We start from the raw sequence: 16969 nt of genomic DNA on the forward strand, positions 1-16969 counted from the left end.
TGCTATTTCAACTTTAAACCCAGTTTAGAAAACAGGCGAAATACGGAGCCTAACTTACATGATTTGGTCTTTCAATTGAATTCCTAGCTTCTTGAGATTTTGGTGTCGTCTGATTTGAGCGACTTCTTGTTCATCTGCAACTAGATACTCAATAACAGTACCAAAATTATCAACTACCTCTGTTTCAAAGTAGTAAGCATCTGTTTCATAGCATTCCGCTGTGATCAATATCAACTCGGACAGGTTTTGGTATTTCAGGCTAATTGGACTACCTCCTTCAATGTATAAGTCAAATATCGGCGAAGTTTCTTGGGGCGCTACATCACCAAACACAACCAAGTACGAGCCATCGCTGCCGAAAAGAGGAAACCAGGGTCTACAAGCATTTTCATCTTTTTCGTCTATAGAAATAACTAATTGTCGGTACTCATCAATGTGTTGATAAGCTTGTAATGCTTCTTCAAGCGATAAAAAAATTAACCCACCCGGCAAAAAATCCGTATTCGCACCAAATGCTTTTAACTGGTTGACACCATTTCGCCATCGATAAAGCTCATATACTTCTTCGGGTAGTTGAAGTGAAAATTTGGAAATTTGCTCTTGGATTTCCTCAGTAGAAAGACCTGGCTGAAGATGCGGAATTAGGTCTTCTCTGTCTTCTTGCCAAATGTCTAAAATTCTAGCCAAGGATTGTCTAAGAGATTCCATAGTGAAATGCAATTGCGGAAACTAGAATTGCGATCGCAAAGCTAATAAATATATTTGTAATGTTTCAAGTCAGGCAACTGAAGCCATGATCCAGAGGGTTGTCAGGGAAAGTGCGATCGCGCCTATCAACACCGCAAAGGACGCTGGAGCAGTGGAAAGTAGATTAGATTTTGCGGGTGCAATCTCGAATGCGTCAAATTTCTCGACTGGGGAATCCGGTTTTCGAGTATCAAACCGATAGCTGCTGATGGTTCCGGTTTTGGTTTCTAAGATGCTGAATACGGTGATGTCGTTGCTGGCGATGAAGGGCAGTGGCTGATTAGTTGCTTCGTCGAGTACTGGACTAATGGTTGGCATGATTGGCTCTAGACCATTCGGATCGCCCACTGCCGCATACTCTTCCTGCCAGCGCTGATCGGGCACTTCGCGCGGATTGTCTTCTAGATGCGCCTGGTAGGTGTTGCCCACGTTGGATGATTCTAAAAAGTGCAGACCGTTGGGGCTGACAAAACGATTCCAAATGTGGGAGTGGCCGAAGTACACCAGTTGAACGCCTGATTGTTCCAACAGTGGCACCACGTCGCGAATCAGGTAGTCCTGATCTTTGGGGTACTCGTAGCGAACGGCGGTAATGTTGCCCGTGCTGTCCCGCTCAATGATCTGCACCGGGTCAGTATAAGCAGGGACGATGTTGCCGCCGAGGGTATGAGGCGGATGGTGGAACATGACGATCTTGTAGCGAGCCTGCTGAAACTCAGGCCGATTCAGCTCTTTGACCAGCCAGTTGTACTGATCGCTGCCTTTACCAATGGGTTCAAAAATATGCTGCCCATAACCCCATTCTTCTGGTTGATTGAGCTGCGCTGATGCCTCAACATAGCGACCGCTACCGTTGGGCGATAAGTTGGGAACCCGCCAAATATTGGTGGCATAGAGAACGATCAGTCGAATGTCTCCAAAGGTGACAGCATAGTAGTTCTTGCCCTCCGGTCGATCGGGCGGCAGGGAAAAGATTTCCTCAACGGTATCGGTATTAAACGAAGCGGATTTAATCCAGGCTTGACGGATATCGGGATCTTTTCGAGGATTAACAGCCTTTTCCTGCTGCTGGTATCGTTCCGCTGCAACCCATTTGGGAACAGGATCATTAAACTGCTGACCTAAGAGTTTCTGATCCGAAAACCGCCCCATTACCTCATGATTGCCCACGGCAATAAACAGCGGCGCATGTTGAATAATTTCTCCACCCCGATAGACCCTCGTCTGCTCCTCTTTCTCCAGTTGATAGTGACCACGCCCCTGCAAAGCCGGGAAAAATGCACCGCCTCGCTGATCGTCAAACCACTCGGATGCGCGATCGGGGATATTAATCAAATCGCCCGCTAGAAACACCGCATCGACTCGGCCAACGGTTTCCTCCACCTTTTGCAGATTAGCAGCCGTCATCGGCATCAGTTGGTGATCGGAGGTGAGCAAGATCTTCAAGTCAGCCCCCGTCCGTGGCGCTGGCGCTAGGGTAAACGTTCTGCTCTGAATCGTTTCGCCCTGATCGGTAATGCTGGTGACTCGATAGGGGATGCGGTTTTTTGCGCCCAACCCTGTTACCGTCGCCTCATGTCGCCAAATCGGTCGTGGAGTCGGCGTTGCGGGGGGATTACTGATCTTAGATTTACTGTCTTCACGGGTGCGACTGAGCTGAATGGTAACGGCTTCAACCGTTTGCTCCAGGTCTCTGCCGTAGGCCACCGTATGCCCTTGCCCTACAAACTCCGTAAACCAAACCACGTTGACGGAATCAGCAGTTGGTAGCTGGAGAAAGGGATCCGTTAATAAACCAGGGGTTGAAGCAGACATAGCCAAAGGATTAGTGACAGAATTCAAACCGATAATAAGAGCCGTGAGCAAAAACAGTCCAACAAGGCACAAGCGTCTAGAAAGAGAACCAGGACTGCCCTGCCAAAAACCGATTTTGGGATGACGCATAATCAGGAATCGGTACTCAAATGCATTCAAATAATGTTCTTGCTCTCAATCATGGCGGCTGTCTCGTCAGAATCGGTGTTGTAGGGGCTACATTGCCGACTGCGATGATGCAGCATGCTTGGACGTAGTCATTTTAGGTCAGTTCATAGTCTGCACCCAATAACCGCTTTGAGTGCTGAGTCGGGAAAGTGCAAGTTGTGAGTTCGCATTTCTGTTACCTATCCAAAGTCTCCTGTCTAAATGGCAGATGCCAGATAAAATGCGGGGTGTGGTAGTAGGTTGCAGCAATAAATGCATTCAAAAAGCCGGGGAAGTGCCCCGGAGGAGCGCTTCCCCGGCTTTTTGGAACTCTGCATTTATGGTCATGCGGCCACTCATCTGGCGGAATGTGAGGAGAACAAACGCTTATGCACGAAATTATCACGCTGGCGACTGCCGCCGTTAATGATGCAGCCATTGAACAAAATCTGAAGCAGTTTTTGCTGGTGCTGTCCGTCTCGCTGGGCGTGGCAACGCTGTCGCGGGTCTCTAGCTGGTTGCGCAATATTCCCTACACATTGCTGTTGCTGATTGTCGGTCTCGCACTTGCGATCGTAGATGTGCGGCTGGTCAATTTATCACCGGAGTTAATTCTATTTATCTTTTTGCCTCCGCTGCTGTTTGAAGCCGCTTGGAATATCAAGTGGAGCAACCTGAAGAACGACCTGATTCCGATTACGCTCTATGCAATTATCGGCGTGATTATTTGCATTGTTGGACTGGTCGGCGGTCTACAGTATCTGGCGGGTGCATCGCTGGCAACAGCGCTGTTGGTTGGAGCCAGCCTGTCAGCGACCGATCCGGTTTCCGTCGTCGCGCTCTTTCGAGAACTGGGGGTCAGCAAGCGGCTCACGACCCTGATGGAAGGGGAAAGTCTGTTCAACGACGGCGTTGCCGTTGTCGCGTTTAATCTGTTGTTGGGTCTAGCGCTGGGAGTCGAAAGCTTTGATATTCCCGTTAGCCTAGCCCGCTTCTTTGTCTTTGTCGGCGTGGGCATCAGCATTGGTGGACTGATTGGCTTCGGCATTTCGTTCTTGACCCAGCGGTTTGATTTGCCCCTAGTCGAACAATCCCTGACGCTCGTCTCCGCCTATGGTACGTACCTAATTGCCGAAGAACTAGGTGGTTCTGGCGTCATCGGCGTTGTCACGGTTGGCTTAATCCTAGGTAACTTTGGCTCCCGCATCGGTATGAATGCTCGCACTCGCCTGGTTGTGTCTGAGTTTTGGGAGTTTTTAGCCTTCTTCGTCAACTCGATTGTATTTTTGCTGATTGGCGATCAGGTGCGCTTTGCCAGTTTGGGTGAGAACTTAGATTTAATTGCGATCGCAATCATCATCCTCATTGCTACTCGTGCGCTCAGCATCTTTGCTCTGGGACTATTCAGCAACTGGGCTGTTGATTCTAAAATCACCATCCCCGATCAAACCGTTCTCTGGTGGGGTGGTCTGCGCGGTTCCGTTTCTGTAGCACTGGCGCTGAGCGTTCCAGAAATCCTGGAGCAGCGAGAAGAAATTATCGCCATTGTTTTTGGTGTGATGCTGTTTACCCTGTTGGTACAGGGTTTAACCACAAAATCCCTGCTGGAACGGCTTAATCTGCTGGGCGATCAGCCGCTGCGGTTGGCCTATTCCCAAGCGTCCGCTCGGCGGGTTGCCATGAATCGCGTTCTGGATCGGCTCAACCAAATGATGACTCGTCAAGAAATCGACGAAGAGTTCTACAACTATCAAAAAGCGCTGGTGCAGGGACAGATTACTGATGTAAAAGAAGACTTAGCCAAACTGAGGCGCGAACATCCGGATCTGGCTCAATACGAAGAAGAAGAAGTGATGGAGGAACTGCTGGCGATTGAGTCTGATACCTACGCCCAGTTCATTCGCGCTGGACGGCTCAAAGACGAGTTAGCCCCATTGATGCAAGAGGTTCAACCCAAATCAGAATCCTAAACGCCAGCCTTGGCAAAAGTGATATGGTCAAAGCGTAAACCTCCTGAGGAGAGTTACATCATGGTTGCTCAAGCCCAAGCCTCCCGCACCTATTCTGCCGATGAGTATTTTGCACTGGAACTGGAGTCCGAAATCCGCCATGAATACATTCGGGGAGACATGATCCCAATGACAGGTGGAACACCGAATCACAATCGCATTATCCGCAATCTATGCACAGCGCTGACGATGGGTTTGCGTGGACAATCCTATGAGGTATTTGTAGCCGATCAGCGGCTCTGGATTCCTGAGCCGCAAATTTACACCTATCCAGACGTGATGGTAGTCGCGGGAGAGCTGGCTTATAAAGAAGGGCGGCGAGACACGATTACCAATCCCGTGCTGATCATCGAAGTGCTCTCCCAATCAACCCGCAACGACGACCGGGGCGACAAGTTTGCCGCCTATCGCACCATCCTTGGTTTTCAAGAATATATCCTGGTCGATCAGTATGCTTATCTGGTCGAACACTACGCCAAAACAGGTGAGAAGCAGTGGGTGTTTCAGGAATATAATCAGCCTGACGATACGGTTGAGTTCGCGGTGATGGAATTTGCGATCGCGCTGGCCGATATCTACGACAAAGTTGAATTTGAACCCGCTGAACCCGTTGAATCACCTGAGTCTGTGCAGGATTAAGTCATCCTTGTTTCTTGGCGAACCTGAGATCCGGTGGCATCTGTGCGATAAATCCAGGTTGTTTCACCGTCAGTTGCTTCGATGCGCCAGCCTTCGACGAGCATCTGGGTACAAAATTCATCGGCGCTGGCTAGTCCTAGACAGCCATTGGGCCAGGTTTGAGGTTCGGCGCTGGTAATTTGAATGGCCTCAGTAGAGACATCCGCTGACTGCGCGATCGCAGTTTTAACCTGATTAACCACCTGATCCGGTACGTTGGCACTCTGGGACAGGTCTGAAGACATATTGTCTGGTTGGGGTGTTTCAGACGGTGTGGGAGCGGGTTCGGTGGCAGCAGGGCTCGTCTCAGCGGATTCAGTCGGCTCACTGGGAACGGTCGGTTGCGTGGAATCGGTGGGAGGACTGCCACAACTCGACACTAAAACTGCGATCGCAATCATGGCAATCCCCAGGTAAAGGGGGGGAGACAGTCGCAGAGGTTTCATGGATTTACCTTGAGCTACTTGTGCTCCCAGTGTGGCTTATGCCTTCAGTTTTTTGCCATAGTCGCCCAGCCATTGAGATGGAGGATTGAGTTCAAATCTGGCCACATTGAGCATACCTAACAATAAATTCGTCCGCTTCAAAGCTTGGTTACGATGAACTACTCCGTACCGCTCGAGCTGCACATACGCGTCCCAAGAGGAATCTGGAAGAACTGAAATACTCAGATCGCACTGCATGCGATCGCGAAATTGCAGGTGGGCATCTAACAAGCTTGCCAGTGTGGGATGTACTTGCACGACAGAGAGTGATTTGGGATGTCGCCACAGACAGAGCATGCTATCCGATAGCAGATTCACATCGCGGTTGACGTGGACAATTGTCCAATCATCCGTCAGCACACTGGTAATCACAACAGTCTCGCTAATTCGTTCGCCTGCAGGACTGTAGACAGCCCCAATTTCGGCATAGCACTGATGCTGTGGATGAACCATGCAGCGACCAAAGGTGGGCTGTTCGGGGATGCGATAGTCTTGGAGGTGCTGAAAGCCGATGTTTTCTAGCGCTTGGGTTTGCTGTCGTAGCCAGTCTTGATCTAGCCAAAGACAGTCTTCGGGGCGAGTCAGTTCGCCGTTCCATTCGTTTGGTAAGGCATTGAGCAAGGCGGTTTTGACAAATCCGACAAACCAGATAATGACAAACCCACCCAAAACCAAAACTGCGATCGCGGCTATCCAACTCCACAGCGAGGCTACGACAGCGGTTAGGAATACCGTCATGAAAACCAGTGAACTAACTTGAAGCCAAAAATTCTTCGTACCGTCACTAAGGGCTAGATTTTTCACCCAAATAGAAAAAAATCCGCACAAGAGGGATATCAGTGCAACGATCCAATTCAAGGTCACGTACAGAAGTCCGGCCATTGCGATGTCAATCAGAACGGATAAGACAATGCGTCCCCCGAACTTTCTTGTCCCCTGAGTTAATTTCATAATGACGATTCCCGCCGAATTGACCTTTGAGTTTAAGATTTCCCAGTTGCGACTGGGCGAGTAACAAAAAGGTTTTGTTTGAAACAGATGTACTTTCTGGGAACAAGCTTGCTACCATTTAGCTTGACTGATTCAGCTTGTCGAACTCATTGAGCTTTGGCTTATGGCACGTTTCTTGCACCTCGCAGATATTCATCTGGGATTCGATCGCTACCAGAATAAAGAGCGCACCAAAGATTTCTTTCTGGCTTTACGCGATGTCCTTGAGCGATATGCCATCGAAGCAGAGGTTAATTTTGTGCTGATTGCTGGCGATTTGTTTGAGCACCGCAATATTCAACCCTCGGTGCTGAACCAGGCACAGCTTTGCTTACGCATGCTGCAAGCGGCCAACATTCCGGTAATTGCGATTGAGGGAAATCACGATAATCGTCCCTACGGCATCAACACAAGCTGGCTGCGCTACCTGTCGGATTGGGGCCAGTTGATTTTGCTCGAACCTGGTGATGTTGCTGTAGGTGAGCCATTTTATGAACCGTGGGATGGCCGCAGGGGAGGCTATATTGACTTGGATTGCGGCGTCCGCGTCATTGGGGCCTACTGGTATGGCGCAACTGCACCGAAAGCGATTGAGCAAATTGCCGCAGCCGTACAGGAACTGCCCGCCCATGCTGGAACCAACATTTTGATGTTTCACCACGGGCTAGAGGATCAAATTGCTCGCTATGCCGGAGCGCTGCGCTACAGCGAACTGCTGCCACTAAGAGACGTCGGCATTGACTACCTAGCACTGGGGCACATCCACAAAAATTATGAAATGGAGGGCTGGATCTTTAATCCAGGATCGCTGGAAGCGAACAGCGTCGAAGAAGCCAGCTATCAGCGAGGCGTTTATCTGGTTGATGTGCAGCCACAAACGAAAACGATTAAAGCCACGCTCAAGCAAGATTACTATCAGCGTCCGGTTGTGCGCCTGTCGCTGCAAACACGTGGTCAAGAAACGATTGAAGACATTGAACAAACTGCGATCGCAACTGTTGAACAGGCTGTCCAGAGCGGCAAGATTCCGGCGGAACCTGCTCCCGTCGTGGAATTCAGGATTCAAGGACAAGTTGGCTTCGAACGGCTCGATCTCGATGTGCGATCGCTCCAGGATCAGCTCCAGGAAAAAAGCGGCGCACTCATTTTTCTGCTCAAGTATGAAGCCAGCAGCACAGCCTACGCTTCACCTTTGTCCGAGACTGCCGATCGCAGCCAAATCGAGCGAGAAGTGTATCTCGACTTGCTGAGCGCGCATTATCTCTACAAAAAGCAGGCCACCAATCTGGCGGAGGGTCTGCTGGAGCTGAAAGATCGGCAGCTTAGCGGTCATTCCGAATCGGATTTATACGAATTTGCTGAAACGCTACTCGAACCTCACAGTGACTGAGAACAGTCAAGGTGCCGCGCTGTGCGCGGCACCTTGACTATCAGCGCTGATTTGGCACAGCGTTACTGCCCGAACTGGAGACGTACTCGTTCGACCAGTTCAACTGTGACCGTTTGCTCGTCCGCAGCTCTGGCAATGGCCTCAATTCGCTGGCGTGCCTGCGATCGCGCAAAAAACGGGATGTTTTTGAGTTTGGCCTCCGCTTCGGGAGTCCAGATGATGACATCAGTGAGATCAGAATCGCGCATTAGTTAATCGGGTACGACAAAGTATTTCCACTTATCTTTTTACTGTAGAGGTTTCGGTTCACTGAATCGAATTTTGCAAACACACCTTAATACGACCAAACTTAAAAAGCTCAATACGCCCCAAAAAGAGGAAGCGCAGCTGCACTTCCTCTGCAAAATTTTTAAGCATGCAATTTGCACCCAAACCTGACGAGGTTTTTGCCGCCGCAATGCGGCGGCAAAAACCGTTCAAATTCCTAATCAGCAAGGTGCAAGCGTGATGGCCGACACTACCTACTTCGACTCGACAAAGTCAGCGTCAATCACATCGTCATTGCTGCCGTTGGCAGAACCCGCTTCACCCGTGCCAGTTGCACCGTCAGCTTGGGCCTGTTGTGCCTGACCGTAAACAGCGCTGCCCACTTGCATAAGGGCCTGTTGCAGATCATGGGTGAGGGACTGAATGCGATCGCGATCTTCGCTGTTCACCGCTTCCCGCAGATCCTTGACCAGGGCTTCGACGCGGGTCTTATCGGCTTCAGGCACTTGACCATTGAGATCCTTGAGCTGCTTCTCGGCCTGATAAGCCAGGGCATCGGCACTGTTCTTAGCGTCAACTAATTCACGGCGCTGGCGGTCAGCTTCCGCATTCGCTTCAGCATCCTTGACCATGCGGTTGATTTCGTTGTCATCCAGCGTGGATGCGCCAGTGATCGTAATCGACTGCTGCTTACCGGATGCTTTGTCCTGCGCGGAGACAGACAGGATACCGTTGGCGTCAATATCAAAGGTGACTTCAATTTGCGGTACACCACGGGGTGCGGCAGGAATACCGTCGAGACGGAACGTGCCCAAGCTCTTGTTGTCATTAGCCATTTCCCGCTCACCCTGGAGGACGTTGATTTCAACGCTGGTTTGGCCATCCTGAGCAGTCGAGAAGATTTCAGACTTCTTGGCCGGAATGGTAGTGTTACGTGGGATGAGTTTGGTCATGACGCTACCCATCGTTTCTACACCGAGGGACAGCGGCGTCACGTCAAGCAGCAAAATATCTTTCACTTCGCCACCGAGGACACCCGCTTGGACTGCGGCACCAATTGCAACCACTTCGTCAGGGTTCACGCCTTGGTTCGGATCTTTGTTGGTAATCCGCTTCACCAGTTCCTGTACTGCCGGAATCCGGGTTGAACCACCCACTAGCACGACTTCATCTAGGTCAGACGCTGACAGCTTGGCATCCTTCAGCGCCTGCTCCACGGGGACGCGGCAGCGATCCAGCAGATCAGAGCAGAGGGACTCAAACTGAGCGCGGGTCAAGGTCATGTCAACGTGCTTCGGCCCGTCCTGCGTCGCCGTAATGAACGGCAGGCTGATGCTGGCCTGGGTTGCGCTAGATAGCTCGATCTTGGCTTTCTCAGCGGCTTCAGTCAGTCGCTGGAGCGCTTGCTTATCTTTGCGTAGATCAACGCCTTCATTGCGCTGAAACTCTTCGGCGATCCAGTCCACAATCTTCTTGTCGAAGTCGTCACCACCTAAGTGAGTGTCACCAGAGGTAGACAGGACTTCAAACACACCGTCGCCGACTTCTAAGACGGATACGTCGAACGTACCACCCCCCAAGTCAAAGACCAGAATAGTTTCATTGCTCTTCTTGTCTAGACCGTAGGCCAGTGATGCAGCAGTCGGTTCGTTGATAATCCGCAGCACTTCAACACCCGCGATTTTACCTGCGTCTTTGGTGGCTTGCCGCTGCGAGTCGTTGAAGTAGGCCGGGACGGTGATGACCGCTTGGGTCACGGTTTCACCGAGATACTTACTGGCATCATCGACCAGCTTGCGAAGTACCTGAGCAGAGACTTCTTCCGGGGCGAATTTCTTGCCCTGTTGCGGACAGTCGAGTTTGACATTGCCGCTGCTGTCTCGCTCAACGGTGTAAGAAACTTCAGTCGTTTCTTGCTTCACTTCGTCAGATTTCCGACCGATGAATCGCTTAACTGAATAAAAGGTATTCTGTGGATTCATGACGGCTTGGCGCTTGGCAATTTGCCCAACTAAGCGATCGCCATTTTTGGCGTAGGCGACAACGGATGGGGTTGTGCGTCCGCCTTCTGAGTTAGCAATTACAGTCGGCTTACCGCCTTCCATAACCGCTACACAGGAGTTGGTTGTACCTAAGTCAATTCCAACAATCTTAGCCATATTTGTTCTCTAACTTCCCTAATCTGCGTCCTAATCTAAAAACTGCGGCTCAAAAAATGAATTGGTAAGAATTACAGTGAGGTTGCTTTTTGTGAGCGCTTAATTATTAGGATAGGCAAGCCTTCGGGGTAACCCAATTCGGCTTTAATCACATATGCAGTCGAATTGACCGAACCGATTGGAAATGAATGGGAGGAAAACCGATCAATTAGTAGAGAGATCCGGCCAGAGTTGACCTCAGGTCTCATCATCCAATGCCTGAAACAAACTCGACAACACCACATTTGAGAACAGAAAGCCTTCTGGATCGCTGAGGCAGAGGTGGAAATGAGTTAAATCGGGGTTGCGATCGCACGTCTCGTTCCGATTCGCCAAAGTTGTGAGCAGTTGTTGAGTAGCTTGGGGGGAGAGCGCGGTCGGGGTTAATGATTGATGATGTTTGAGGATGATCCAATTGCGATCGCAAAAGGGCAGTAAGATTTGGCTAACTTGACGCAGGCGCTCTGCACCAAAGCGATCTTGCAAATCCACCAGTGGGATGCCGTCGGCCAGACGCAGATTGAGCATTAGCGTATCCAGCATTTGCTCCGTTGGGGATGTGCGATCGCACTCGATTTTGCCGTGATTCTGCTGATAAGCTGCGACCCAGTCAAAATACTCGCGGCGGGTGCGGGGCCGGGAGAAGCGCTGGTTGTTGATATAACTGGCGGCTCCCATACCGAAGCCGTAGTAAGGCTGATTGTGCCAATACACCAGATTGTGGCGGCATTCATATCCGGGCTGGGCATAGTTGGAAATCTCGTAGTGGCGATAGCCAGCCTGCGTGAGAACCTGCTGCGCCATCCGATACATCTCGGTGGTGGCTTCATCAGACGGCAGAGGAGCAAGGCCCGGTTCATACTGCCGCCCAAACGGTGTCATCGGTTCAATCGTCAAATCATAGACAGAGATATGGGCAGGCTGAAGTGCGATCGCGTTTTTTAGAAATGTCTGCCACTGGGTCAAGGTTTGAGTCGGCAGACCCGAAATCAAATCAAGGCTGAAATTTTTCACCCCCGCCGTCTTGAGTAGATCAACGGCTTGATACACATCCGCAACCCGGTGAAAGCGACCACAGCGTTCCAGCAGATCATCATCAAATGCCTGCACGCCCAAGCTAATCCGATGTACTCCGGCCTCTCGATACCCCGTGACATGGGCTAAATCGAACGTGCCAGGATCCATTTCCATCGAAATTTCGGCAGGGGCCGCAATGCCAAACTGCTGGTGCAACGTATCCAGTATCTGCTGGACTTGCTCAACGGCGAGTAAAGATGGGGTGCCGCCACCAAAAAACACGGTTCGCAACGGACGGTTTGCAATCTTTGGTGTTGCTATGATTTCCTGACATAACTCGTCAACATACTGAGCAATCGTGCCTGACGTTTCACCTCGTTTGCGATCGCCCACCACCGAAATCGGGAAATCGCAGTAAAAGCAGCGCCGACGGCAAAACGGAATATGCACATAAGCAGCCTGAGGATTGCCATGCCAGCGTGTGGGGTCATGATTCATCGTTGATCGCGATGGAAGGTAAATTGTGTCTATACGCTACAATTGGCCACGCTGAACAAGTCCTGGGAATGAGAGCGATATAATGAGGCCAAGAATTTGACTACGGTTTCAGACCATTGTCCAAGGGCTGGGAAACTATGCTTGATACCATTATTATTTTCTCATTCATCCTAGCAGGGGCAGGCATTGGCTTTTATGGCGTTGAACTGCTGCCAGAAAATACTCTCGCCCAAGTCACCAATCTAGAAGGCTTAAGCTTAGTAACGGCAGGTTTTGGCGGTCTGCTGGGCTTAGGAATAGGCATCACCGCTCAAACCACCTATCGTCGAGTGGAAGCCCAAGTTCGGGACATGCCAGTCGATCAACTACTCAGCCGTGCGGTGGGTCTCGTGCTGGGTTTGCTGGTCGCGAATCTAATGCTGGCCCCGCTGTTCTTGCTGCCCATTCCACAAGAATTTGCCTTTATTAAACCCCTAACCGCCGTCCTTGGTAGCGTTATCTTTGCGGTGACGGGAGTTAATCTGGCCGATGCTCACGGTCGGGCGCTGCTGCGGCTGATTAATCCCAACAGTGTTGAAACCATGCTGCTGGCTGAGGGCACCCTCAAGCCTTCAACGACCAAGGTGCTGGACACTAGCTGCATCATCGACGGTCGGATCGAGGAGTTGCTGCAAACCGGCTTTCTCGAAGGTCAAATTCTCATCCCCCAGTTTGTGCTGCAAGAGCTGCAGTTGATTGCCGACGGTTCCAATGACCAAAAGCGAGTGCGGGGTCGGCGGGGACTCGATATTCTCAAACGCATGCAAGAGGCCTATCCCAACCGCCTTGTCATCAACACCACGGATTATGACGACCTCACGACCGTCGATGCCAAACTGGTGCGGCTGACGCAAGAAATTCATGGAACCTTGCTGACGAATGACTATAACCTCAATAAGGTTGCCAGCCTACAGCAGGTAGTAGTCCTCAATATCAACGATCTGGCCCAGTCGCTACGTCCTGCCTATTTGCCAGGTGATGATCTGGAACTGCGTATTCTCAAAGAAGGGAAAGAAGCCTCGCAGGGCGTTGGCTATCTGAATGATGGCACGATGGTTGTGGTCGAGGAAGGTGCAGATTATATCGGTGACGAGATGGGCGTGGTCGTAACGGGCTCTCTACAAACATCGGCAGGCCGCATGATCTTCGCACGTCCGAAAACGTCAATCGTGGCGTAAAGCTCTATCTGATAGCAGTACATCGGTCATGATTTTAAGAACGAGAGAGGAGAGTGCCTCAGGCTGAGGCACTCTCCTCTCTCGTTTTCTCACTCTTAACTGGAATCACTATAGTCTGGGTTTTCCTGGTAGATTTCGTCCTAGAGAACGACCTCTTCGATCTCATCTAGAGACATGGACATTGCCGCGACATCAAACGGTTGTGGTTGGGCATCCAGCCGATAACAGCGAATGGCATGAGAACAGCGATCGCAGTTGCCATCCTCTAGATCAACCTGGGGAAACTCAACACCGTTTTGATAATCCTGCTGCCACTGTGTCAGCTGCGTGAGCAGAATCGTTAGCTGCTGGCGGGTTTGCTCATGCCAAGTGTGACTGTAAGAAAAGCGATCGCACTGCGGTTTATAGGCAGGCCGATCAGAGGCATCAGCTTCGTCTGATTGTCCGGCTCTGGTAAACCAGTAGGTCATCGAAATCTGCTCTGGCTCTAGATCAGTGGTTTCTGCCAACACGTACAGATAGAGCCGCGTTTGCCAATCTCGCGCTAAGCGATCGCGATTGTGCGGTCTGGGATAGGTTTTCCAGTCGAGAATTTGAGCTTGATGCGGCTCCAGCAGCACCAGGTCATACACAACGGTCAGTAGGTAGTCTTGCACTTCCAGCGTACGGCGATGTTCGCTCTGGCGAAACTGATCGGGAGTTGGCGTAAACACATCGGGGGCCGCCGCAATCAGAGCCTGCATGGCCTGAGAGAGATCCGGTTCTGTCTGAGCCGGGACATCCAGCGGTAAACCCAACTCGCGCTGCTGCATGAGCAAGTGAAAATGCTGCCCCCACTCCATGCGCTGCTGCTGCTCCGGCGTCGGCGGAGTCCGCAACTGATCCAGGTACGTATGCTGAAACTTGCGGGGACACTGCTCTAACAGGTTGAGATGGCCTTGAGACAAATGGGTGAGGGGTTGGCTCATCGTTCAGTTCACGATTGTGGGCTTACGATTTTGGGGTTAATAAATGCGCGATCGCAACATTCAGAGCCGGCAGTGCCAACGGTGACACGCTTCCTGATGCTTGACGAGTCACAGATTGGTAGCGCCCATCCATCGGTTCGCGATGCAGCCAAAGTTGCTGATTAGGAACATCAATGACCCAGTATTCGCGAATTTCAGCACGGGCATATAGATTTGCTTTGTCACCTAAATCGTAGGCCAGCGTAGAATTCGAGACTTCAATCAGCCAGTAGATATCTGCTGGCATTGGATGGCGCTCATCATAGCGGCTTTCGGGTGGTACAGCTATGCAGATATCCGGCTGGGGTTCGCTGTTATTAGATAGCGTAATCGGTGCGGTTGTGAAGACAACGGCGCGATCACACAATATGGATTCTAAGTAGCGAGCGCCACGACGATAGGTTGCTCGATGAATCGGCAGTTCTGGAGCCATATCAACAATGTCACCATCAAGTAGCTCAACTTGGCGACCTGCTAACACACCAGCCGCAATCATGCGATGGTAATCTGCTGTTGTCCATTGGGTTGAGGTTCTAACCATTCTGGTAAGTGTGAGGGAAATAAAGCTGCGATCGCGAGTACAGCCGACGGTGTTTACTTGTTAATTGTTTGTCAATCAACTTACAAGATGCATTTCTATTATCAAAACACAACGATTCAGGCGCTGTCGTTACTGTAAGGCTCGCTACACTCTATTGATAGCGTTTTGTCATCACAAATGGTTGTAAAACTTCAACAGGTTGTCCCCTTTGGTCGCTCTCTGGATGAATATCGCAAGATTTTTAATCTAACCGATGCCGACTTGCAGCGGCGCATCATTGGCGTAGGCGATGGGCCAGCCAGCTTCAACGCCGAAGCGACCGCGCTGGGCGCGTCTGTCCTGTCAGTTGATCCCATTTACCAATTTAGCGGAGCCGATATCCTAGAGCGCTTCAATACCGTCGTGGACGACATTATTGAACAGGTGGCAGCAACGTCCAATGATTATGTTTGGGGCTATCACCGTTCCCCCGCAGATTTGCGCCAGAGTCGCAGCCAAACCATCCAGCGGTTTACTCAGGACTACGACCAGGGCCAACGCGAGGGACGCTATCAGGTGCAGACGCTGCCCAGTTTGGATATTGCCGACAATGCGTTCGACCTAGCGCTATGTTCTCACCTGCTGTTTCTGTACTCTGACCATTTTGATACAGCGTTTCATATTGACTCGATTCGCGACATGCTGCGCGTCAGTTCAGAAGTGCGAATTTTTCCGCTGCTGACGCTGGATTTACTGCGATCGCAACACCTTGATCCCGTCATCAAAACCTTCACTGAAGCGGGATGCAGCGTTGAACAGGTGCCAGTGGCGTATGAGTTTCAAAAGGGCGCGAACGAGATGCTAAGAATCGTACGGCCTGAGTTCAGCAGCAGATGAGCTGATTAAAATTAATGCGGTTGTGGTTGTCGCAATTGCCCCATTAATAAAAGGTCTCATGTCTTTACCGCTAATTTTGCAGCCTGGCGAAGGTCGCTCTGTGCAGATTCGCACCAGTACCTGCACCTTCAAAGTCACGGGTGACGATACCCACGGTCACTTCGGCTTATTCGAATTCACGATGGCACCGGGTAGTGGTGGTGCCAGCCCCCACATTCACAAGCAACTGACGGAAATCTTTTACGTCGTGGAAGGGGAAGTTGAGCTGGTTCTCAATCAGGAACGGATATCGGCTGCCCCAGGCGCACTCATGCTAGTTCCCGAAAATACGCCGCATGGCTTCTCCAATCCAGGAGATGTACCCGCAAAATTGTTGATTATGTTCTGTCCTGCCGATTCACGTGAACAATATTTTGAAGGACTGGCTGAACTGACAAAAGACGATCGGCAACCCACACAGGAGGAACTTCTGGATTTGATGCATCGCTTTGATCAGTATCCAGTTCTGCAAGAGGACTAATACTGGCAGTTCTCAAATTCCCCACAGTACAATAAGTCGTACATGAATTGAGGTTGTCAATGGAGTCTCTCAGTGCAAGTCAGGCTAGAGCTAACCTGTTTAACCTAGTTGAGCAAGTCAACAAAGATCACATCCCCCGAGAAATTACCAGTCGCAAAGGAAACGCTGTTTTGCTGTCCAAAGCTGATTGGGATAGCTTGCAAGAAACTCTTTACTTGCAGTCAATTCCAGGTTTAGTAGCCTCGGTAAAGGCGGCTGAACAGGCGGATGAGTGGGTTTCAGAAGAGGAGTTTTTGGAAGAATTAGATGGAATGGACGATTCAGTTTAGTCGTCAAGTTCTGAAGGACGCGAAAAAGCTAAGAGCAGCCAATCTAGAGACTAATCTTAAGAGTTTACTAGACATTCTCAGGCGCAATCCTTATGAGCCACCCTATGAAAAACTCGCAGGAAATCTTCAGGGGTACTATTCGCGGCGCATCAATATCAAACACCGCTTGGTTTATTCGGTAGACAATGAAACGAAAACCATTCGCGGCGTTTCCGTGTGGTCGCATTATGAATGAAAC

At 50.7% G+C, this 16969-nt stretch carries 18 protein-coding genes; 8 read left to right on the forward strand and 10 right to left on the reverse strand.

Going from position 1 to position 16969, the window contains the following annotated elements; genetic code table 11:
* Positions 1-54: 54 nt before the first annotated feature.
* Both AC286M_RS32505 and AC286M_RS32510 read right to left on the reverse strand, forming a co-directional pair.
* Positions 55-708: an SMI1/KNR4 family protein gene (locus AC286M_RS32505; protein WP_488208347.1), complete on the reverse strand. Its 654-nt coding sequence runs from the start codon at positions 706-708 to the stop codon at positions 55-57.
* Positions 709-777: 69 nt separating this feature from the next.
* Positions 778-2562: a metallophosphoesterase family protein gene (locus AC286M_RS32510; protein ID WP_488208348.1), complete on the reverse strand. Its 1785-nt coding sequence runs from the start codon at positions 2560-2562 to the stop codon at positions 778-780.
* 536 nt (positions 2563-3098) lie between these two features.
* On the opposite strand from AC286M_RS32510, the gene AC286M_RS32515 reads away from it, so the two are divergent.
* Positions 3099-4679 carry a cation:proton antiporter gene (locus tag AC286M_RS32515; RefSeq protein ID WP_488208349.1) on the forward strand — a complete coding sequence of 527 codons (1581 nt, stop codon included), beginning with the start codon at positions 3099-3101 and terminating at the stop codon, positions 4677-4679.
* Between the two features lie 60 nt (positions 4680-4739).
* On the forward strand, positions 4740-5357 hold the full coding sequence (locus tag AC286M_RS32520) for a Uma2 family endonuclease (RefSeq protein ID WP_488208350.1): 618 nt from the start codon (positions 4740-4742) through the stop codon (positions 5355-5357).
* Here the strand turns inward: AC286M_RS32520 and AC286M_RS32525 are convergent.
* Both AC286M_RS32525 and AC286M_RS32530 read right to left on the reverse strand, forming a co-directional pair.
* Positions 5354-5842 (reverse strand): DUF8738 domain-containing protein, encoded by a 489-nt coding sequence (locus tag AC286M_RS32525; protein WP_488208351.1) that lies wholly within the window; start codon positions 5840-5842, stop codon positions 5354-5356. The two genes, AC286M_RS32520 and AC286M_RS32525, sit on opposite strands and share 4 nt — an antisense overlap.
* A 36-nt stretch (positions 5843-5878) precedes the next feature.
* Positions 5879-6619 carry a hypothetical protein gene (locus tag AC286M_RS32530; RefSeq protein ID WP_488208352.1) on the reverse strand — a complete coding sequence of 247 codons (741 nt, stop codon included), beginning with the start codon at positions 6617-6619 and terminating at the stop codon, positions 5879-5881.
* Between the two features lie 376 nt (positions 6620-6995).
* On the opposite strand from AC286M_RS32530, the gene AC286M_RS32535 reads away from it, so the two are divergent.
* A complete protein-coding gene (locus AC286M_RS32535; RefSeq protein ID WP_488208353.1) occupies positions 6996-8261 on the forward strand; it encodes a metallophosphoesterase family protein in 1266 nt (421 codons plus the stop codon).
* 62 nt (positions 8262-8323) lie between these two features.
* Here the strand turns inward: AC286M_RS32535 and AC286M_RS32540 are convergent, their stop codons facing one another.
* The 4 genes from AC286M_RS32540 to hemW form a co-directional block, all read right to left on the reverse strand.
* Positions 8324-8509, reverse strand: a complete 186-nt coding sequence (locus AC286M_RS32540) for a PCP reductase family protein (protein WP_488208354.1) — start codon at positions 8507-8509, stop codon at positions 8324-8326.
* Positions 8510-8567: 58 nt separating this feature from the next.
* The gene (locus tag AC286M_RS32545; protein ID WP_488208355.1) at positions 8568-8741 is read right to left on the reverse strand and encodes a hypothetical protein; all 174 of its coding nucleotides are present in this window, start codon (positions 8739-8741) and stop codon (positions 8568-8570) included.
* 41 nt (positions 8742-8782) lie between these two features.
* Positions 8783-10687: a molecular chaperone DnaK gene (gene dnaK, locus AC286M_RS32550; RefSeq protein WP_488208356.1), complete on the reverse strand. Its 1905-nt coding sequence runs from the start codon at positions 10685-10687 to the stop codon at positions 8783-8785.
* A 237-nt stretch (positions 10688-10924) separates the two neighbouring features.
* Positions 10925-12241, reverse strand: coding sequence for a radical SAM family heme chaperone HemW (hemW, locus tag AC286M_RS32555; RefSeq protein WP_488208357.1), 1317 nt, complete (start codon positions 12239-12241; stop codon positions 10925-10927).
* A gap of 137 nt (positions 12242-12378) precedes the next feature.
* On the opposite strand from hemW, the gene AC286M_RS32560 reads away from it, so the two are divergent.
* Complete coding sequence (locus tag AC286M_RS32560; RefSeq protein ID WP_488208358.1) at positions 12379-13458, forward strand: PIN/TRAM domain-containing protein; 1080 nt, start codon at positions 12379-12381, stop codon at positions 13456-13458.
* Positions 13459-13598: 140 nt separating this feature from the next.
* Here AC286M_RS32560 and AC286M_RS32565 read toward each other — a convergent pair whose 3' ends face one another.
* Positions 13599-14426: a PD-(D/E)XK nuclease family protein gene (locus AC286M_RS32565; RefSeq protein ID WP_488208359.1), complete on the reverse strand. Its 828-nt coding sequence runs from the start codon at positions 14424-14426 to the stop codon at positions 13599-13601.
* A 22-nt stretch (positions 14427-14448) separates the two neighbouring features.
* Entirely contained in the window at positions 14449-15006 is a 558-nt protein-coding gene (locus AC286M_RS32570) for a Uma2 family endonuclease (protein WP_488208360.1), read from the reverse strand.
* 177 nt (positions 15007-15183) lie between these two features.
* On the opposite strand from AC286M_RS32570, the gene AC286M_RS32575 reads away from it, so the two are divergent.
* The 4 genes from AC286M_RS32575 to AC286M_RS32590 are packed head-to-tail and all read left to right on the forward strand — an operon-like array spanning position 15184 to position 16966.
* On the forward strand, positions 15184-15882 hold the full coding sequence (locus tag AC286M_RS32575; RefSeq protein WP_488208361.1) for an SAM-dependent methyltransferase: 699 nt from the start codon (positions 15184-15186) through the stop codon (positions 15880-15882).
* Between the two features lie 58 nt (positions 15883-15940).
* Positions 15941-16402 (forward strand): cupin domain-containing protein, encoded by a 462-nt coding sequence (locus AC286M_RS32580; RefSeq protein WP_488208362.1) that lies wholly within the window; start codon positions 15941-15943, stop codon positions 16400-16402.
* Positions 16403-16461: 59 nt separating this feature from the next.
* Positions 16462-16731, forward strand: coding sequence for a type II toxin-antitoxin system Phd/YefM family antitoxin (locus AC286M_RS32585; RefSeq protein WP_488208363.1), 270 nt, complete (start codon positions 16462-16464; stop codon positions 16729-16731).
* Positions 16709-16966 (forward strand): Txe/YoeB family addiction module toxin, encoded by a 258-nt coding sequence (locus tag AC286M_RS32590; RefSeq protein ID WP_488208364.1) that lies wholly within the window; start codon positions 16709-16711, stop codon positions 16964-16966. Before AC286M_RS32585 ends, AC286M_RS32590 begins: the two co-directional genes overlap by 23 nt.
* Positions 16967-16969 lie beyond the last annotated feature (3 nt).

Source organism: Thainema salinarum CENA647 (genome assembly GCF_057732415.1).